This is a genomic window from Gemmatimonadaceae bacterium, from assembly GCA_030647905.1.
In the GTDB taxonomy this organism is placed as follows: domain Bacteria; phylum Gemmatimonadota; class Gemmatimonadetes; order Gemmatimonadales; family Gemmatimonadaceae; genus UBA4720.
The window spans coordinates 1-19,136 of sequence record JAUSJA010000027.1 but is presented as its reverse complement, the minus strand read 5'-3'; the positions used below and the strand labels follow the sequence as shown (position 1 = coordinate 19,136).

The following is a 19,136-nucleotide window of genomic DNA, read 5'->3' as shown; positions in this document are numbered from 1 at the left end:
TCCGTTCGGAAGCTGACGCGCAGGCCACACCACCCACCGCAGTCACGCTTGACTGCAGCAGAAGGAGAGAAACCATTACGCCTGCTATCCTGCGAAGAAGGGACATTTCAGAGCACTTGATCCGTTAAATATGGAAACACCTTATGGTACACGGCTGCCCTGATTCTAGCCCGACGCCGGCCTTGAAAACAAGTCCGGAGTTACACCCAACAATCATGAGGGTTGCCCCTACGACGACGAGGCGCGACCCGACATAACGAAATGCTGCCCTTTGTCCCAGCCGTGAATGTTGGATTCGGCGGGTGGACGAGGCTCATCCTGAGTGCGGGCATCTGCTTTCCATGTGCTGCCGGTTTGTTCCGTTGCAAACAGGTGCGCGAATGGAAGCGTGTGAGTGTGCCGGCAGTGTGCAGGGCCGCCTGGTCCCGCAGCCGCGGCGAGGCCGGAGGAGAACACTAGCGCGACGGAAAGGCAGGCGCCGATGATCGAGAGCCGGGTAAGCCGGGTGGGGAGGGAAGTCTCCTCGCCGGCCAGTCTCCGGACCCTTCGCTCCAGCAGGTCGGGGTTCTGGAATCCGACGGTGGACAAAATCCGGGAAGATCCGCCGCAATCCGCCAGCCGGAGAATTGCCGACGCAAGAATGAGTGGTGCGCGCGCCCCCGCGGAATCGTCCGCCTCGATCTCAGCCTCGTCCGCTATGTCGTCCGACAAGGCGCGGAGTGCCGGAATCCAGAAGAACATGCAGCTCAGGAAGCGGTAGATGGAAAGGCGTAGCGGGTCCCGGCGGCGAACGTGAGCAGCCTCGTGCGCGAAAACCAGAGCCAGCTCGTCGGCTGACAGGCGAGCTCCCAGGTTCGACGCTACATATATACGAGGCGCCAGCGCGCCGGCGGTGAAAGCGGGGTTGGGAAGGCCGGCGACGATGCGCACGATGGACGGATCGACGCCCGCCGCAATCGCAGCGTTCCATATCGCGTCCCCTTCCTGCGGGCACTGCGCATCGAGGTTGGCGAGAACCGATCGCAATGATCGTGTTGCTTTGATCCTGTCCCGGAAAGCATAAGCGAGTCCGATCGCCAAAGCGATATGGAACGCACGGTGGACCGGCGTCAGAACGTCGTTGAGAGCCGCAAGGCAGAATCGCCAGAGGTGCTGGACTCCAGGAAGCTCGCCGAGGGCGATGGGGAGGTGATGCGCAATGGTGGGGAGCGTTGCGAGGAGCAGCAGTGTCGCCGCGCTCAGGAGCAGCATGCGCCGGTGCAGATTCTCGCGCAGGCGGAGTCTCCCGGAAATCTGCCCCCGAGAGCGCGTCGTCACCGGTCGTCGGTCTCGGCCAGCTTCCGCCGCACCAGACGGCCTAGCTCGGCGAGTTGCTCAGGGTCTCGCTCTGCCAAAGCATCGACGAGCGAAGCCGCCACCGCCTGCGGACCAAGCGCCAGAATTCCTTCTACCACTCTTCGTGACGCTGATGCCATGAACTCCTTCTCGCTCGAGCGCGCCCTATAATGAAAGAGATCGTCCTTCTTGGCTCTGACCAGCACTCCCTTGGTGACAAGCTTGTTGAGCACGGTGATCACGGTCAGAAGCTCCACCTTGTGCTGCCGGACGACGCGGGTGTGGATCTCCCGCGCCGTTGAAGGCTTTCCGGCTTTCCAGACTGCGCGCAGGACGCGTGCTTCGAGGTCGCCGAGCACCTTGGCAAGCCCTCTCGCCGATAGTCGTACCGTGTCATGAATGCCCGCCGCGCGGCGCTTCGGTGAGCTTTCCCTGTTTCCTGATTCAGCCAATTCCACTCCTTCAGTTCGGGGCTGTCGCTACCAGCAGAGTACTGACGCGGCAGCGTTTCGCAAACCCAGGCAGCGGCTGAACTTCTTCAGGCTAGGCCCGCCGTGCCGCAGCCAGAACGCTCACGATGGCCAATAGCAGACCAGAGGCGCATACAATCGCAGCACCGGTAGGCAAGTCCATCTGATACGACGCCCACAGTCCCAACAAGCTCGCTGCAGCGGCGATCCCCCACCCTATGGCCAGGCGCCTCATCCATTGCTGGGCGAGCATCGTTCCGCAAACCGCCGGCACGATCAGATAAGCAAAGGTCAGCAGCACCCCTGCCACGCGCACAAAACTCACGACTACCAGCGCGAATGCTGCATAGAACAGAAAGTCCCAGAGCCGCACGCGCATTCCGCTTGCAAAGGCCTTTTCAGGATCGGACGAGATGAGGACGAAGCGCTTATGAAACGCCGCGTAGAAAACGCCGAGCGCCACGAAGAGCAGTGCACGCTGGCCAATCTCCGCTTTCGTCACGTTCAGAATGTCGCCGGTCAGCAGGTGCTCGAGCTCTTCCTTTCCACCCGCTACCCTGCTCAGCAGCAATATGACTCCTGCTGCGGCCACGACGAACGTGATGCCGATGATGGCTTCCTGCGGAACTTCGCCTTTCTTCGTGCTGCGCGACCAGCTGAAGAACGCCGCTCCCACGAACGTCACAGCGAGGGAAATCCAGAATGTCATGCGGTCATCGAAATGGTAGCCCATCAGCAGCGCCACACACGTACCCAGAGTCGCCACCTGCGCGAGTGCGAGGTCAACGAAGATCACCTCCCGCTTCACGACGTGCAGACCCAGATAGACCAGCAGCGGTGGAAACAGGAGGCACGCCGCGAGGGGCCATTTCATGACCTCCCAGACGACCTGAAGGTCCGCGCTCATTTCTGCCCCCGTAATCCGGCGGCGAGCGTAGTCACCAGGTAGTCCATCATGTCGAAATACGTGCCGGTGTTGGGACGTGCCCCGGGCTGCTGAGGCATGTCGAGCACCACCGCGCCAGCCTGACGCGCGACCGTCTCTGCCGTTCTGCGATTCTGGTAGGGCTGTACGAGTATCACGCGCGCATTCTCCGCCTTCATTGTGCCGATGACCTTGGCGAGATGCGCGGGCGAAGGCGCGATGCCCGGCTTGGGCTCGAGGGTTTCGACGATCTCGAGGTTGAACCGGTTGGCGAAGTAGACGAAGTCCTTGTGATACGTCACGATCTTTGCGTTGCGAAACGGCGCAAGCTGCCGCTGCCACTCAGCCATCTTCGCGTCGATCCTGGCGTTGAATCTTACCAGATTGGCCTTGTAGCTCGCCGCCAACCTGGGATCCACCTGCGCGAGGTGGTCGGAAATCCTCCGGGCAACGATCTTGACGCTTACGGGATCGGCCAGAAAGTGCGGATTGCCGAGTGAGTGCACATCACCCTTCGAGCGATCGAAGCTCGTGGGAATCTCGAGCATCCTGACGCCTGTCGAAGCCACGATGCGGCCCCGGGCGCCGGCGGCGATCCTGGCGTTGCGCGAGCTCTCCAGCAGCGGCGGCAGCCATCCGAGCTCCAGCTCGGCGCCGCCCTCGATGAGTACGTCCGCGCGGTTGAGCGTCACGATGTGGCTCGGCTTGGCATCGACGTAATGCGGATCCTCAGTCGGTTTGGCGAGCGCGGTGACGTTGACGACATTTCCGCCGATCTCCCTGGCCAGCGATGCAAGATCGGGAGTCGTGGCGACGACGCGAAGTTGTGCAGCGGCCGACGATCCAGTAGCCGCAATCGCGATCAGCGCGAGAGTGGCGATTCTATGGAGATTCATGCTTTTCATTTTTGTGTCTTGCACTGTTTAGAATTTGTGTGATGCATGTGCGCCGAGCAGAAACTCGAACTGGAACCAGAGCGAGTGATCGGAGCCGATTTCTTTGCGATCGTCGTAATTGTATTGCACGCGGAATTTCGAGAACTCGGTAGGGTACCACGTGAAGTTCGGTGACACGCGAAACCGATCGGCGCGCAGCTCCGAATCGAATGACGCATCGTCGCCCCTGGCCCAGTCACCGCGCAGCCCGGCCACGATGCGAGGCTTGATCCCCCACAACACCTGGGCGTAAGCGCCCCGATCCTTGAGCGTCTCGTTTGGCAACGTGACGGTGGGCACGTCCGCAGAAACGCGCTCCGCCGCGTCATACCGACGGAGCAGTGCCTCGCCCTGCATGGAGATGAACGGGAATCCCTGCTGCGCAGCGGCAGGCTTCCATTTCCAGTAGCCATCGACGCCATAGATCCGCGTCCTTGCCGAAGACCCCGAGTTGTTGGGGCCGAATGCCGCTGATGCCCCGAGCAGGAGCGTTTGCGTTTCGGTCAGGTCGAACGATGTGGCGAGGCGCGGCACGATCAGCATGTCCTGAAGACCTCTCACTGCGCGCTCGGTGGCTCTCCCACCATGGATTTCCGGCGACTCCTCCGAGCGAAAACTGGATGTCGCTCCGCCGGCGCTGTTGACGATGCTGAGCAGGGCCTCAGTGTAGAACGGCGTCGGCGCGAGCCATGAGACCCGCAGGCCCTGGCTACGAAGGCCGTCTGGTCCGAACATGCGATTCAGCACGAGAGGCTGGTCAACGAAAGCCCAGGAATGCGGGTGCTGCGGATTCTGACGTCCGAACTCAGTGAAAAACTGACCGGCCTTGAGCTGGAGATTGGCGGGGAGCGAGGTGGTCAGCACGAAAGCCTCTTCCAGCTCGACACCGGTTTCACCGTTCTTGTCGAGCTTGAAGACGATGTTGCTGAACCCCTTGAAGTAGGGATCCACCGCTCCGTCAAGCGCGAGCTCCGTGTTGGGAATGGTGAAGCCGCGCACTTGCGGATCGTGATCGCCGCGCTCGAGCGAGCCGATATCAGGCTCTGTGGACCAGCCGGCGTCCGTCAGAGAAACGAAGCCGATGTTCATATAGCCACCGCTCGCGTGTGGGGGCGTCTGTGCCGCCGCCCCACTGTCACCGGCCGGTTTACCAAGCTCTTTTTCCAGTTCATGCACGAGCGCTATGGAATCAGCGCGCGCGGCGCTGTCCGCCTTTGCCAACGAGTCTTTCTTCTGCGGCGCCTGTGCCTGTGCCAGCAAAGGCGTGATCAGGCCGAATGCGCAGAGGATGGAGCGTCCTCGCATCGTTCAATTTCCTTTTGTCTTGTTTGAGACACACCGCGGAAGGCCGGTCGGCCGACGCGCATGTTACGTTCCCGCACCCATCCAAAGCCCGCCGATGGCTGGCTTCGCTACGCAGCGATTACAGGAGGCGCGCGTGAGCGGGAGTGTGTCGTCCAGACTGGCTCGATAGACGGAGCGTCCGCCGGAGTGATGCGCGTCGGTGTGAGGTGCAGCGCCGGATCGTAGCTGGAGCCGGGCCCGGCGGAACCCATGAGCACGCGCGCCGTGCATGCGGCGCAGCGGGCTTCGCTGTGGGCGTGGTGAAGCGTCGTGCCGGCCTCTTCCACGTGTGCGCGCGCATTGGAGCCCTGGCGCCCCTCCAGGAGGGGCGCGAAGGCGAGCAGCAGCTGCGCGACCGCGAAGAAGAAAATCGCCGGCCGCCACAGTGCGCGCGGCAGCATACGCGAGTGAGGCACGAAGTTCATACCCGCTGAAGTGTAGTGGCGTTCCGGCGCGAAGGCCAGCGTTCCGCCTACTCGATGTAACCGCGCAGCCGCTCGAGCATCGTGCGGTCGGTTACGTCGGGCTCGAGCTTCGGCGTCTCGATTACCTTCGCGATTTCGGCAAGCCGATCGTCGTTCATGATGCGGCGGAATGCACTCTCGCCGATCGCCCCTTCGGCAATGAGCTCGTGCCGGTCACGGCGCGATCCGAGCGGCGCCTTGGAATCGTTGAGGTGCATCATGCGGAGCCGGCGGAGGCCGATTACGTCGTCGAAACGTTCCAGCACTCCGTCGTAATCGGTCACGATGTCGTAACCCGCCGCGAAGATATGGGCCGTGTCCACGCATACGCCTGCGCGTCCGCGCACTGTCGCTGGAATCAGCTCGACCAGCTCCGCCATCTCCTCAAAGCTCGCGCCGATCGCGGTCCCGCTGCCCGCCGTCGTCTCCATCAGCACCATCGTCCGGCCGGGCACCGTTTCGAGCGCGATGCCCACCGCCTCGGCATTCCGTGCAAGTCCACTGGCGCGGTCGTCCATGTAGTTGCCGGGGTGCGACACGAGATACTGCAGTCCAAGCGCTTCGCAGCGACGAAGCTCCGACAGAAACGAGTCAAGCGAGCGCGCCCGAAGCACCGGATTGGGTGATGCGAGATTGATCAGATAGCTGTCGTGCGCCGACATCTCGCGTACGCCGGTATCGGCGAGCGCTGTGCGGAATGCGTTGCACTCGTCGTCCTCGCAGGCGCGCTCAGCCCAGCGGTTCGCCATCTTGGTGAATATCTGCATTGCTGTCGCGCCGATCGTGCTCGCGCGCGGGGGGGCTTCGTGCGTCCCGCCTGCGATCGAGATGTGCGCGCCGAGCGGCGCCTGCGGCTTCTTGCTAGCGCGAGCCACGGAGCCAGTCGAGCGGATCCACCGCAGGTCCGCCGTGTCTGATCTCGAAGTGCAGGTGCGGGGGGAGCGAAGGATCGGTCGCTCCGACGGAGCCGAGTGTCTGTCCCTTCGTGACGCGCGTGCCCTTTGACACGCTCAAGCGGCTCAGCGAGCCGTAAACCGAATAATCGCCACCGCCGTGCTCGACGATAACTGTGTTGCCATACGTGCCCATCACGTCGGCGAGCACGACCTCCCCCGCCGAAACCGACCTCACTTCGGTGCCCGATGAAGCCGCGATGCCGATGCCGTTCCAGCGCGTGGTCGTGTTGTTCGGATTCACGACGCGGCCAAACCCGTAGATGATCGAGCCATCCACCGGCCAGTCGAGCCTGCCGTAGTCGCTCGTACGGATCGAGCTCGGCGCCGACGGCGCGGCGTTCGGACGCGCCGCCGCGCGCCGGCGGGCGCTCTCGAATCCTTCGATCACGCTGTTCAGTCTCGCTTCGCTGCGCGCGAGCTGGGCGAGACGCGCCTTCGTCTTCTTTGTGTCCTGTTGCGCCCTCACAAGACTTTTCTGCCGTTGCTGCTCGAGCGCCGACAGCCGCTCCGCCTCGCGCGCCTTCTCCACCCGGTTCTGCTCCACGCCGCTCTGCAGCGACACGAGCTGCCGCCGCTGGCCAATGATGGATGCGCGCAGCTGGTCCACGCGGCGCACCACCGTGCGGTCGCGCTGGGCGAGGATGTGGAGATACTTGTACCTCGCGACGAGATCGCCGAACGACCTCGCCGACAGCATCACCTCGAACGAATAGAGCGGGCCGCGCTTGTAGATCTCGACGAGCCGCTTGCGCAGGATGGCTCGCTTGACCTGCACTTCATCCTGCGCGCGAACGAGATTGGCCGTCGTGTGCTCGACTTCGCCGTTGAGCGTGGTGAGCTGCTGATCGAGCGAGCGTACGACGCGCACCGTCGCATCGTGCTGCCGGTCAATGTTCGTGACTTCCTCGCTGATGTCGTGCACCCGGCTCTGAAGTCCGCGCATTCGGCGCTGCAGCTCCTCGCGCTCGCGCCGGATGCGGGCGAGCTCCTCCTGCTGTGCGTGGATGCGGGCGTCGCTCTGATCCTGCGCGTGGAGCGGTCCGCCTGAAAGAATCGCGATCACGGCGACGAGCACGGCGCGCAGGCTCAAGCCAACGGGTAGCGGGTACCGGGCAGCGGGTAGCGGGTAGCGGGTAGCGGGTACCGGGTACCGGGTAGCGGGTAGCTGGTAGCGGGTAGCGGGTCCTAGATGTGGCGCAGGTGGCTCCATACCGACGTCGCGCTCCCCGCGACGCCGATCAGCGCCCCGCAGAGAATCCCAATCATGATGAGACGCTGGTCGAAGAACACGAGCTCGAGGAACCGGGTGTCGATCGTGCGATATGCCAGCCACGTCAGAAGCAGCGCCAGCAGCCCGCCTACGATTCCCTTGACGAAGCCGTCAATGAGAAACGGCGCGCGGATGAAGCCGTCGGTCGCGCCCACCAGGCGCATGATCGCGATCTCCCTCGCGCGGGCGAGCACCGATACGCGAGTCGTCGCGCCGATGATGATGATGGACACGGCGGCGAACGCCAGCCCAAGCCCGAGACCCGTCCCCGCGGCGACCCCGCGGAGCTGGTACAGCTTCTCGACCCATTCCTCGCCGTAGCGAACGTCGTCCACGAACTCGTACGACCTTACCCGCTCGGCCACTGCACGCACGTTGCCCGGATCGCGGAGACCCGCCTTCAGATGGATGTCGAGCGACGCCGGAAGCATCGCCTCCTCGAAGACGTCGCTGAACTCTCCCATGTCCTTGCGCGCGCGCTCCAGCGCGCCTTCCTGCGAGACGTAATCCACCCTCGCGACTTCGGGGAACGAGCTGATGTCCGCCATCGCGGCGGAGATGGCTTCGGCCGGCGTGCCGTCCGAAACGAACGCACGCACCTCCACTCGCTCTTCCACCGTGCGGAGGGCATGCCTGATGTTGACGGCGACGAGCGCGAAAAGGCCGAACGCAAAAATCGAGAAAGCGATCGTGATGACACCCAGTGCGCTGAGCAGCGGCGCGCGCCGGCTCGCGTTCCACGCTTCGCGAACAGACAGCACGCTAGGACTGCTCCTTCGGGGGAGCCGGCCAGTTACCTTCGTTCGGCCCGCCGATCGCCGGCTGTCCGATCAGTGGCGTGTAGCGCGTCTCGGGCGGAGGCGTCTCGGAGGAATCGAACACGAGGCGGCCGTGATTGAGCTCGATCGTGCGCGCTTCGTCGGCCTTGCGCACGATCTCCAGATCGTGCGTCGCCATGATCACTGACGTGCCCGACGAGTTGATGTCGCGCAGAAGCTGAAAGATGCCCCGCGTCGCACGCTCGTCGAGATTACCGGTCGGCTCGTCGGCGAGAAGAAAGTAGGGATCGTTCACGAGAGAGCGCGCGATCGCCACACGCTGCTGCTCGCCTCCGGACAGCTGCCGTGGAAGCTGCGTCGCCTTGGAAGCGAGACCGACCTGCGTCATCACGCGGGATACGCGCGCCGGAATCGTCGCCGCCGGCGCGCCGGTAACCTCCAGCGCGAACGCCACGTTCTGCTCCGCCGTTCTGTCCTCGAGAAGACGGAAATCCTGAAAGATGATTCCTAGCTTGCGGCGAAGCTGCGAGATCTCCTTCCGCTTTGCCGATGTGGCGTGGACGCCATTCACCCACACGTCGCCATGCGTCGGCTTCTCCTCCATGTACAGAAGCTTGAGGATCGTCGTCTTGCCGGAGCCGCTTGGCCCGATCAGGAAGACGAACTCGCCTCTCTTCACCTGGAAGGTCACATGACTGAGGGCTACACGGGTTCGCGTGTACTCCTTGGCGACATCGTGGAGTCGGATCATGCTCCGCTACTGAAGCGCCTGGGCGATGTCGGCGATGATGTCTTCGACGTTCTCGATGCCGATGCTCAGGCGGAGGAATCCGTCAGGGATCCCGACGGCCGCCCGCTCCTGGCTCGTCATGTGCGCGTGCGAGCTGAACCGCGGCTCGATGACGAGGGTGTCCACTCCGCCGAGGCTCGAGGCGTGCATGATCATGCGCAGCTTCCGGATGAACTTGTCCGCGGCCGCCGCGCCGCCCTCGAGCTCGATGGACATCAGGCCGCCGAATCCGTCGAGGAGCTTCCTGGCCAGCGCGTGATCGGGGTGGTCGGGAAGGCCGGCATAATGAACCTTCCTGATCTCGGACCGCGCCGCGCACCATTCAGCGACGCGCATCGCGTTCTCGTTGGCGCGCGTCACCCTGACATCGAGAGTCTTGAGCCCGCGCTCGAGAAGCCAGCAGGCGAATGGATCCGGAGCCTGACCCCACACGATCATCTTTCGGCGCACTTCCTCGATGTACGACGATGTCCCCGCCACGACGCCGCAGAGAATGTCGTGGTGTCCGTTCAGGTACTTCGTCGCGGAATGAATCACCACATCCGCGCCGTGCTCGATCGGCCGGCTGTTGATCGGGCTCGCGAGGGTCGAATCTACCACCAGGGCGACGCCCTGAGTTTTCGCGAGAATCGCGAGCTGCGGAAGGTCGAGCACCCGGGTCGTAGGGTTCACCGGCGACTCGACGAAAACGGCGCGCGTATTCTGGCGAATCGTGTTCCGCCAGACGCGGCGCTCGTCGGGGTTCGCAAAGCTGACCTCGATTCCCATCGAGACGAACTCTTCCGTGAACAGGCGCCTCGTGCCACCGTAGATCCACGAGCTCGAGAGGAGGTGATCTCCCGGGCGCAGCAGAGCGAGAAGCGCGCACGCCGTGGCGCCCATGCCGCTCGACAGTACCAGAGCCGCCTCGGCGCCCTCGAGCATCGCGAGCCGCTTCTGAACCGCCTGCTGGTTGGGCGTGTTGCCATATCGCGTGTAGATCAGCGCTTCCGCACCGGCCGGTCCGAACTCCTGCACGTAATTGACCGACTGGGTGAGCGGGGCCGCGACCGGTGACCCCGGCTCGCGGTGCTCCTCACCGCCGTGGATGGCGATGGTCGAGCGTCCGGGCGTGCGCGCCTTCTTCGATGCCGCCATCAGCCGAAGTGCCGCCGGCCGACGGGCGTATCGGTATCGGGCTTTGATACCGTCACCGCTTCCGAGATCGTCACGCCGGCGATGTCGCGCAAAGCCGCGTGGCCTGCGGGAATGCTGTCGTCCACGACGAGGAGAGCCAGCTCCTGACGGCGGGGACCGGCGACCCACACCAGCTCGCCATCGTGGATGAGACGCTTTCGCGCTTCGGTGCCGCGCAGGCGAACAACAGGCCCGCGGTCGGCGTCGCCGCGCCTCGTCGAGACGTGCTCGATGACGTTCAGCCGCGGCTGGAATCTCGATCCGAGACTGAGCTTCGCTTCCGGCAGCCTGATTCGCTTCATGACGCCTCTACCCCCGTCCCGCCGGAGGTGTCCCGATCGTCGGCCAGCAATCCGCCGGGATTCAATCCGCTCGTTGCACCGCGTACGGGGAAATACCCGCTTTCCTGCCTTATCACCAGACGCCGGCGCCAAAGTGTCTCGAGAGTCCGCGCGGCTTTGTCGGCGGGCATTCCCGTGGCGTTGGCAAGATCCGCTGGACACGCGCTGCCAAGCTCGCAGATCATTTCCCACGCCGCGCGCTGGTCTCCGTCTACCGTGCCGATAAGCTGCGCATCGCAGCCGGCGAGCTGGGTCACGAGAGCCAGGCTGTGGCGCTCGAGCACCGCCTCGATTGCATCCAGGTGCGACTCGCTCATTCCGTAAAACACGAAATAGACTTCGCGTCGCGGAATGTCCACGCTCACGTACTGCATCAGCAGCTTCGCCACAATCTCGTCGGCGCACGAAAAATCGAGCAGACCGACGTGCGAGAAGTCGAGCACCGCAAGAGCGTTGTCGCCGATCTCGTCGAGATGGTGCTCGATGCCGATCCGAACGGCCGCGCCGGTGGGGCGCGTGACGAGATTGGAATAGAGGTCGCAGACGCTGCGTCTGAGCACCGAGCTCACGTCAATGTGGCTGATCATGCGTCGGGCATCCTTTCGGGGATCGTGATCTGCACCTGAGCGCCGGGGAAGGGAGCGAGCCCCTCCCTCATCACCTCATCCTGGTCCCACTCGGGCACGATGGCGATGCGGGCCGTTCCGCTGCGAACACTGAACTTGCCCTGCCAGTTGCCGATGAAGCGCTTCACGCCGGCGAGCCCCTGGCCGCGGCCCGGATCGCGGAACCTCGAGACGCCGCGCATCATGGTCTCCTCGAGCGCCATCCGGTCGCCCCACCGGTCGTCGCGCTCTGACCCGTGCGCCGACTCGAGTGACTTCCGAAATCCCATTCCCGCGTCACAGACAGCTATCACCACCACCGACCTGCCTCCCAGACGCTGCTGCCACTTGTATGCCTGAACCGCGACCCATCCGCCAGTACCCGCGTGCTCGATGACGTTCTGGCATATCTCCGACAGCGCCATGGTGAACCGCATCGTGACTTTCGACTGGAGATGCAGCTTCTCCTGGAGGATGGCGCGGGCGCGCTGCTGGATGTTCTCCACGACCGTGTGCACGTCCTGTGTATGGACGACCGGCGTGACTTCGAGCAATACGCTCGACTCCGACGCCTGTCGGGAGCGGGGGACGCGGCCGGAGATGTCGTAAAGACTTTCGGCGTGCCTGAAGAAGCTCGCGCGCCCCCAGTACGAGGCGGTGTCCTCGTTCTCGGGGATGGCCAGCGCGGGCCGCTCCAGTCGCGTCTGTGCGACCGTGAGCAGCGCGGTCAGCCCGAACGGCGATGCCCACCGGGTTCGCCGCGCGTCGACAAGGACTTTTTCGTCCGGGGGGATCAGCGCAAGCTGATCGAAGATCTGCTCGAAGGACTGGTCGTCGAGTGATGGCGGCACAATGATGATTGTCGTCACTTGACGCTCAATTCCCCTCTCAGGTATTGCGCGAGCCCGGTGGCTCCGCGGTGGTCTACGTTTCGTGCCGCAGCGGCGGACGCCGCGCGCATTGCGGACCGGATGTCGTCTCCAGCAAGCAGGCGTGAGAAATATGTTGCCCCCCACACGTCTCCGCATCCCGTAGGATCGCCTCCGGAGAGATCCCGGGCGGGCATGGCGGGCATGAGCTCGGTGCGGATCGCTCCCGTTGCGGGGGTGAGATCGTTGCGAACAAGATCCGATAACCGGTCGAAGCCTGGTGCCGCCACGTACACCACTCCTCTTGGTCCCAGCGTGACGTTGAGCGCCTTGACTCCGGCAGCGGTCGCCATGGCCGCGAGAGCGAGCGGATCAGGGGCCATCATGCCCATCTCGTCCTCGTTGACCTGCACGATGTCGAAGCACCTGAACCATGCCGGTGCGTCTGGCAGCGGCTGGAGCGCGCGGATGCCATCGGGCTGGCGCGCAAGGAGCAGCGAGTGCATGTCGCAGTAGATCGGCCCGGCGAAATGGGCCCTGATGAGCTGCGCCGTCTCCAGGTCCAGCTCGAATCCACTGATGAGATTGATGTAGAGCGCATCCAGGCCGGCGAGCAGCGGTTTCAGCCCCCGCCAGCTCCACCCCGGCACACCGCCGCTCAGTCGCTCGCACCGGCGCTCCGCGCTCTGGTAATGAAGAGTGACGCGATTGTTGGGATAGGGCACCTCGATTGGAGCCGCGTCATCCGCCACGCGCTCGAGCCGGTGCAGGAAATCACGAGCGCGGGGAGCGAGGTCGTAGCCGACCTTGACGATTGGCACGATCTCCCACGAAGCCGGGAGTGCAGCTTCGAATCCGCCCAGAGCATACGTGATGCCCCCCCATTCCTCGACGGCGTCGTCGCGGGGATCGCGGCCGTGAATGACGTCCCACACGAAGCTGCCGATGACTCCGACCCTGCGCCGGCGTCCATCTCGCGCGGTGGGAACGAAGGGCTCGCGGTTGTCTCGAAGGTCCAAGAATTTTCCTCTGGGTGACGGCGTCGGTGACGGAGTATAAGCTTATCGCATGAGAGTATTTCGAACCATGTTGATCCCGGCCGCGCTTTTCGCTGTTTCCGCGTGCGCCTCGAACCCCGCGCCGTCCACACTGCCCGCCGGACCGGCTCCGCCGCCGCTCATCGTGCTTGTCGTCGTGGACCAGCTGCGCGCTGACCTGCTCGACCGCTACGGTGATCTCTTCACCGGCGGATTCAAGCGGCTCCGGGACGGGGGCCATTCATACGTCAACGCGGCTCACGATCACGCCGCGACGGAGACGGCTGTCGGCCATGCAACGCTTTCGACCGGCGTGCATCCCAATCGCCATGGGGTGATCGCGAATCAGTGGTACCAGATGTCGGATGGCAAATGGGTGCTCGTGTCGAGTGTAGGAGATACGGGTGTGACCATCACCGGCAGCCCCGGGCGTCCCGGTGTCTCGCCGCACTATCTCATGCGCACCGGTCTCGCGGACTGGTTGATATCCTCCGATCGCCGCTCGAGAGTGGCCTCGGTGTCCGGCAAGGACCGCGGTGCGATTCACTCCGCTGCCCACACGCACGGATTCGTGTACTGGTTCGACAGCCAGATCGGCCGGTTCGTGACCTCCACATACTATCGGCGGAACGATCCTCTGTGGATCAGCAGCTTCAACGGTGTCGAGCTTCAGCGTCATAGAGCCGACACCGTATGGGACCTGCGTGTTCCGGCGACCGCATTGTCGCGCGCCGATCGTGATACCGTTCCGTCGGAGGGCGATGGCACACACACTTTTTTTCCGCATCGCTTCGCCGCGGAGCATGGGCCCATCCCGTTCTGGTCGTGGTGGGAGGCAACGCCCAACCTGGACGCCGCGACATTCGAGCTCGCCGAGAGGATCGTGACGTCACTCGAGCTGGGCCGTGACGGAGTTCCCGATTTTCTCAACGTCTCGGTGTCCGCCACCGATCGTGTCGGCCACGGCTACAGTCCGCTCAGCCGCGAACAGCTCGACAACCTGCTGAGACTCGACCGGGAACTGGGTGACTTCTTCGATTTCCTCGACCGGAAGGTCGGGAAGGATCGGTGGACGGTGATGCTCAGCGCGGATCACGGCGTGCTGGACAGTCCGGAGGATCTCCAGGCCCGCGGCGAGTACGGACACCGCCTTACGCCGAGCGAGTTTGCGACGCTCGATTCACTGAGGGCCGAGGCCGATCGCACACCCGACAAGCGCGCGGCGGCGATCAAGCTCGTCGAGTCGCTCAGGAAGCTCCCGCTCGTCGCCGATGCGTGGACGCAGGAAGAACTCCTCAACGGTCAGGCTGCCGACAGCTTCGCAGTGCTGCAGAAGCGCTCGCTCTATCCCGGCCGGGAGGATGGAACGTTCAGCCGCCAGGGCGTCGAATTCCGCTTCATCCCGGGAATTCTCGGGGGCCCTCGCGGGAGCAGTCACGGGCAGACCTATTGGTACGATCGCCACGTTCCGATGATCTTCATGGGTCCCGGCATTCCCGCCGGCCGCGATTCGTCGCGCGCCGCGACAGTGGATTTCGCGCCGACCGCCGCGACGATGCTGGGGATTCCCTTTCCGAAGGATCTGGATGGGAAGGTTCTCAGCGCCGTGGTGGCGCGGTAAGACCTGACGGCGGAAAAGCATTTACCACAGATGGCACAGATGACGCACAAGTTGCAGTTCCGCTTTTCATCTGTGCCATCTGTGCCATCTGTGGTCATCGGTACCATCTGTGTTAACGCTCTTATAGATCTCCGAGCGTCTGAGCCCTGAACGTCGCCACCGCGCCGACGACGCCGGCTGACAATGGAAGTGAGCCCGGAACGATGCGGCACGCGTCTACCGACGGCTTGAACGCGCGCCTCCGCACCTCGGCGCGCAGTGGATCGAACAACAGATCGCCCGCCTGAGTCACTCCGCCCGCGATCACGAACGTATCGGGGTTGAAGATGTTGATCAGGTTCGAGATACCCACGCCGAGGAAGTGGGCGGTGTCGCGCACGACGTCCAGCGCGACACGGTCACCGTGCTTCGACGCTTCGAAGACTGTCTGCGCCGTGATGCGGCTCAAGTCGCCATCCACCATTGATGGCATCATCGAATCGCCGTCGCCCTCGAGCACTTCCCGCGCGCGCTCGGCGATCGCGGGGCCGGAGGTGTAGGCCTCGAGGCAACCGTAGTTGCCGCACTTGCATCGGCGGCCGGTGCTGTCAATGGTCGTGTGCCCGATCTCGCCGGCGGCGTCGGACGCGCCGTGATACAGCTTGCCATCGAGAATCAGCCCGCCTCCGATTCCCGTTCCGATCGTGAGACCGACGACATTGCGTCCTCCCTTCGCCGCTCCGCACCACCATTCGCCGAGGGTCGCGCAGTTGGCGTCGTTGTCGAGCGTGGCAGGGAGGTTGACGCGGCTGGCGACTTCGTCACGCAGCGGGAAATCACGCCAGCCAAGGTTTGGTGTGACGATGACGACTCCCCGGGCCCGGTCGAGCGGGCCCGGGGAGCCAATGCCCACCCCGAGAATATCGCTGCGGTCGGCGCCGGTCTCGGCGCGCGTCTGGGCGATCACGTCCTCGATCAGCGAGGCGATCCGGTCCACCACCGCGGTGGCGCCTTCTTCCGCGCGCGTCGGGACCATCCTCATCGCGATCTCGCGCGTTCCGTCCGTGGGCATCGCGCCGGCGGCGATGTTGGTCCCGCCAAGATCTATGCCGACTATGAACTGCTCTCTGACTGTCACCCGGATGCTCGCTTAAGAGTGTGTTTGCGTGAGGAGATCGAAGACGTAGTCCGACGAAAGTTCGCGCATGCAGCGCCAATGTCCAAGCGGGCACCGCTGCGGGCCATGCCTGTCGCATGGCCTGCACGCGAGACTGTCCCTGCCGGCAACTGTCGAGCCGCGCGCGAGCGGGCCGAATCCGAACTGGGGCACGGTCGGTCCGAACACGCTCACCGTCGGCGTATTCGTCGCCGACGCGAGATGCTGCGGCGCGGAATCGTTGGAGACGAGCGCGGCCGCGCGGCCGATCAGCGCGGCGGATGCGAGGATGCCGAGCCGGCCGGCCGCATTCGCTCCGCATCCCTGTGGCAGCCGGGATATGATCATGTCGCCGGTCGCGACGTCGCCTTTGCCGCCGACGACCACCACGTTGAACTCCGAGGCGATCCTGACGGCGAGCTCCGGATAGAACGGCCACCGCTTCGTCCCCCACGCGCTGCCTGGCGCAAGGGCGATGAACGGACGCGCGCGATCGACCAGATTCGCACGCAGCAGCGCGTCGGCGGCGCGGTCATCGTCGGCGGAAGGGAAGAGGCGGGGCGCGATCTGCTCCGGCAGCGGCGGATCGGCGCACGCGCTCATGGACAGCCACCACAGACGCTCGGCGTGATGCCGGTCCGGGCGATACTCCACCCTGTCCGTGTACAGCCAGCGTGCCTCTGAAGTGTTGAATCCGATCCGCGTCCGGATCCCCGTCGCCAGAACGAGAAGCGCGCCGCGAAACGAACCCTGAGCCAGGTACGCGGCGTCGTAGAATCCGTTCGTCGTGTTTTGAATCGGCTCCGACGCCTCCGGCGATCCGTAGAGCCCCGCGTGCCGGATGCGGCCAACAGTGCGCGCAAAACCGAAGATGCCGCGATCGGCCTCACGGCGGTCGAACACCATGACGTTGCGGATCGAAGGATTGTTGGACAGAATCGCCGATCCTTCGGGAGTGGTGAGGACGTCTACCGGCCCCCGTGTCGCCAGCTCGGCGATCAACGGTGTGGTGAGGACTACGTCCCCGAGAAAGCTCGTCTGCACAACGAGCGAGCTCACCGTCTAATCCACCTGGAGCACTGCGAGGAACGCCTCCTGCGGAATCTCGACGGAGCCGACCTGCTTCATCCGCTTCTTTCCTTCCTTCTGCTTCTCGAGAAGCTTGCGCTTTCGGGTGATGTCGCCGCCGTAGCACTTGGCGAGCACGTCCTTGCGCAGCGGCTTCACCGTCGTGCGCGCGATCACCTTCTGCCCGATCGCCGCCTGGATCGCCACCTCGAAAAGCTGGCGCGGGATCAGCTCCTTCAGCTTGTCCGCGATCTTTCGCCCCCATTCGTACGCCTTGTCGCGGTGGATGATCACCGAGAAGGCATCCACCGGATCGCCGTTGATCAGCATGTCAAGCTTCACCAGATCGCTCCGCCTGTATTCGAGCATCTCGTAGTCGAGCGAAGCGTAGCCGCGGCTGATCGTCTTAAGCCGGTCGAAGAAATCGAGGATGATCTCTCCCAGCGGAAACTCCCAGTCGAACTCCACGCGCGACTGGTCGACGTACGTCATGTTCCTGTAGACGCCGCGGCGCTCGGTCCCGAGCGTCATGATCGGGCCGATGTATTCTGACGGAGCCATGATGCGCGCCTTGACGTACGGCTCTTCGATGTAATCAATGACCGTTGACGGCGGCATCAGCGACGGATTCTCGATGAGCTGCATCTCTCCGTCGGTTCGATAAACGCGATATTCGACGCTCGGCACGGTGGTTACGAGGTCCAGCTCGTACTCGCGCTCGAGCCGCTGCTGCACGATCTCCATGTGCAGCAACCCGAGGAATCCGCAGCGGAATCCGAAGCCGAGCGCGGTGGATGTCTCGGGCTCGTACTGGAGCGACGCATCGTTGAGCTGCAGCTTCTCCAGCGCGTCGCGCAGCGTCTCGTACTGCTGCGTGTCGGTGGGATAGATGCCGGCGAAAACGAACGAGCGCACGTCGCGGTAGCCTGGCAGCGCCTGGAGGGCGTGATTGGTGGCGTCGAAGATCGTGTCGCCCGCGCGCGTCTCCTTCACCGAGCGAACGTTGGCGACGACGTAGCCCACTTCGCCCGGCCCGAGCTGGTCGGTCTTCACCTGGCGCAGCTGGTTGTAGCCGACCTCGGCCACTTCATAGACCGACTCGCTCGCGCCGAAGGTGATCTTCGTGCCGGCGCGAATGGTTCCGTCCACGACGCGCACGCTGGGGATCGCGCCGCGATAGCGGTCGTAATACGAGTCGTAAATCAGCGCGCGAAAGGGGCCATCCGGATTTCCCTTCGGCGGTGGAACCTTGCGGACGATCTGCTCGAGCAGCTCCGGTATGCCGAGCCCTTCCTTGGCGCTGACGAGCAGAATGTCGTCGGGATCCACACCGAGAAGATCGCTAACCTCCTGCTTCCGCTTTTCCGGCTCGGCGCCCGGGAGGTCAATCTTGTTGAGCACCGGGATGATCTCGAGCCCCGCGTCGAGCGCAAGAAACAGATTCGACAGCGTCTGCGCCTGAATTCCCTGCGACGCGTCCACTACGAGGATCGCGCCTTCGCAGGCGGCGAGCGACCGCGACACCTCGTACGTGAAGTCCACGTGGCCCGGTGTGTCAATGAGGTTAAGCTCGTAGGCGCCGCCGTCGCGCGACTTGTAGGTCATCCGCACGGCATTCAGCTTGATGGTGATGCCGCGCTCGCGCTCGAGGTCGAGCGTATCCAGCACCTGCGCCTTCATCTCCCGCTTCTTCAGCATGCCGGTGGCCTCGATCAGGCGGTCCGCGAGGGTGGACTTGCCGTGATCAATGTGGGCGACGATGCAGAAGTTTCTTATGTGATCGAGGTTCAAGCGGAGAGTCCGGCGTTTCAGTCCCGGCAGAATCCCGGGACAACCCCGAAATATAACGGAGCGCTACGCTCGCCCCCGACGCCGTGTCAAACCAAAGTAGAAATGTCCCCCCTCTTAACAAAGTAGAAATGTCCCCTTGGGTTCATGTTGTTATTGGAAGGTCTGATTGCTCAGTTGGCGTGGTCTGAAAGGCCATCAGCCGTTGCCGTCGTATTGCTTCAGCAG

At 64.0% G+C, this 19,136-nt stretch carries 19 protein-coding genes; 1 reads left to right on the top strand and 18 read right to left on the bottom strand.

Features of this window, described 5'->3' with window-relative positions:
* Positions 1–228: 228 nt before the first annotated feature.
* The 15 genes from Q7S20_09085 to Q7S20_09015 all read right to left on the bottom strand — a co-directional run bounded on the left by Q7S20_09085 (position 229) and on the right by Q7S20_09015 (position 13,278).
* Positions 229–1,317, bottom strand: coding sequence for a M56 family metallopeptidase (locus Q7S20_09085; GenBank protein MDO8501987.1), 1,089 nt, complete (start codon positions 1,315–1,317; stop codon positions 229–231).
* Entirely contained in the window at positions 1,314–1,787 is a 474-nt protein-coding gene (locus tag Q7S20_09080; GenBank protein MDO8501986.1) for a BlaI/MecI/CopY family transcriptional regulator, read from the bottom strand. The genes Q7S20_09085 and Q7S20_09080 overlap by 4 nt, the downstream gene beginning before the upstream one ends.
* A 91-nt stretch (positions 1,788–1,878) precedes the next feature.
* Positions 1,879–2,712 carry a metal ABC transporter permease gene (locus tag Q7S20_09075; GenBank protein MDO8501985.1) on the bottom strand — a complete coding sequence of 278 codons (834 nt, stop codon included), beginning with the start codon at positions 2,710–2,712 and terminating at the stop codon, positions 1,879–1,881.
* Positions 2,709–3,626, bottom strand: a complete 918-nt coding sequence (locus tag Q7S20_09070) for a metal ABC transporter substrate-binding protein (protein ID MDO8501984.1) — start codon at positions 3,624–3,626, stop codon at positions 2,709–2,711. Before Q7S20_09070 ends, Q7S20_09075 begins: the two co-directional genes overlap by 4 nt.
* Positions 3,627–3,653: 27 nt before the next feature.
* Positions 3,654–4,970 (bottom strand): hypothetical protein, encoded by a 1,317-nt coding sequence (locus tag Q7S20_09065; GenBank protein MDO8501983.1) that lies wholly within the window; start codon positions 4,968–4,970, stop codon positions 3,654–3,656.
* A 107-nt stretch (positions 4,971–5,077) separates the two neighbouring features.
* Positions 5,078–5,434 (bottom strand): hypothetical protein, encoded by a 357-nt coding sequence (locus Q7S20_09060; protein MDO8501982.1) that lies wholly within the window; start codon positions 5,432–5,434, stop codon positions 5,078–5,080.
* 47 nt (positions 5,435–5,481) lie between these two features.
* On the bottom strand, positions 5,482–6,348 hold the full coding sequence (locus tag Q7S20_09055; GenBank protein ID MDO8501981.1) for a deoxyribonuclease IV: 867 nt from the start codon (positions 6,346–6,348) through the stop codon (positions 5,482–5,484).
* Positions 6,335–7,519 carry a peptidoglycan DD-metalloendopeptidase family protein gene (locus tag Q7S20_09050; protein MDO8501980.1) on the bottom strand — a complete coding sequence of 395 codons (1,185 nt, stop codon included), beginning with the start codon at positions 7,517–7,519 and terminating at the stop codon, positions 6,335–6,337. Before Q7S20_09050 ends, Q7S20_09055 begins: the two co-directional genes overlap by 14 nt.
* A 95-nt stretch (positions 7,520–7,614) precedes the next feature.
* Positions 7,615–8,460 carry a permease-like cell division protein FtsX gene (locus Q7S20_09045; GenBank protein ID MDO8501979.1) on the bottom strand — a complete coding sequence of 282 codons (846 nt, stop codon included), beginning with the start codon at positions 8,458–8,460 and terminating at the stop codon, positions 7,615–7,617.
* 1 nt (position 8,461) lies between these two features.
* Positions 8,462–9,229: a cell division ATP-binding protein FtsE gene (gene ftsE / locus Q7S20_09040; protein MDO8501978.1), complete on the bottom strand. Its 768-nt coding sequence runs from the start codon at positions 9,227–9,229 to the stop codon at positions 8,462–8,464.
* A 6-nt stretch (positions 9,230–9,235) separates the two neighbouring features.
* Positions 9,236–10,405 (bottom strand): aminotransferase class I/II-fold pyridoxal phosphate-dependent enzyme, encoded by a 1,170-nt coding sequence (locus Q7S20_09035; GenBank protein ID MDO8501977.1) that lies wholly within the window; start codon positions 10,403–10,405, stop codon positions 9,236–9,238.
* Positions 10,405–10,746, bottom strand: coding sequence for a hypothetical protein (locus Q7S20_09030; GenBank protein ID MDO8501976.1), 342 nt, complete (start codon positions 10,744–10,746; stop codon positions 10,405–10,407). The genes Q7S20_09035 and Q7S20_09030 overlap by 1 nt, the downstream gene beginning before the upstream one ends.
* Positions 10,743–11,372 (bottom strand): hypothetical protein, encoded by a 630-nt coding sequence (locus Q7S20_09025; protein ID MDO8501975.1) that lies wholly within the window; start codon positions 11,370–11,372, stop codon positions 10,743–10,745. The genes Q7S20_09030 and Q7S20_09025 overlap by 4 nt, the downstream gene beginning before the upstream one ends.
* Positions 11,369–12,259: an ATP-binding protein gene (locus tag Q7S20_09020; protein ID MDO8501974.1), complete on the bottom strand. Its 891-nt coding sequence runs from the start codon at positions 12,257–12,259 to the stop codon at positions 11,369–11,371. The genes Q7S20_09025 and Q7S20_09020 overlap by 4 nt, the downstream gene beginning before the upstream one ends.
* Complete coding sequence (locus tag Q7S20_09015) at positions 12,256–13,278, bottom strand: carbohydrate kinase family protein (protein MDO8501973.1); 1,023 nt, start codon at positions 13,276–13,278, stop codon at positions 12,256–12,258. The genes Q7S20_09020 and Q7S20_09015 overlap by 4 nt, the downstream gene beginning before the upstream one ends.
* Before the next feature lie 67 nt (positions 13,279–13,345).
* On the opposite strand from Q7S20_09015, the gene Q7S20_09010 reads away from it, so the two are divergent.
* Positions 13,346–14,917, top strand: coding sequence for an alkaline phosphatase family protein (locus Q7S20_09010; GenBank protein MDO8501972.1), 1,572 nt, complete (start codon positions 13,346–13,348; stop codon positions 14,915–14,917).
* Between the two features lie 121 nt (positions 14,918–15,038).
* Here the strand turns inward: Q7S20_09010 and Q7S20_09005 are convergent, their stop codons facing one another.
* The 3 genes from Q7S20_09005 to lepA are packed head-to-tail and all read right to left on the bottom strand — an operon-like array spanning position 15,039 to position 18,911.
* Positions 15,039–16,034: an ROK family glucokinase gene (locus Q7S20_09005; protein ID MDO8501971.1), complete on the bottom strand. Its 996-nt coding sequence runs from the start codon at positions 16,032–16,034 to the stop codon at positions 15,039–15,041.
* A gap of 12 nt (positions 16,035–16,046) precedes the next feature.
* Positions 16,047–17,111, bottom strand: a complete 1,065-nt coding sequence (locus Q7S20_09000) for a glycosyltransferase family 9 protein (protein ID MDO8501970.1) — start codon at positions 17,109–17,111, stop codon at positions 16,047–16,049.
* A gap of 3 nt (positions 17,112–17,114) precedes the next feature.
* Positions 17,115–18,911, bottom strand: coding sequence for a translation elongation factor 4 (lepA, locus tag Q7S20_08995; GenBank protein ID MDO8501969.1), 1,797 nt, complete (start codon positions 18,909–18,911; stop codon positions 17,115–17,117).
* Positions 18,912–19,136: the final 225 nt, after the last annotated feature.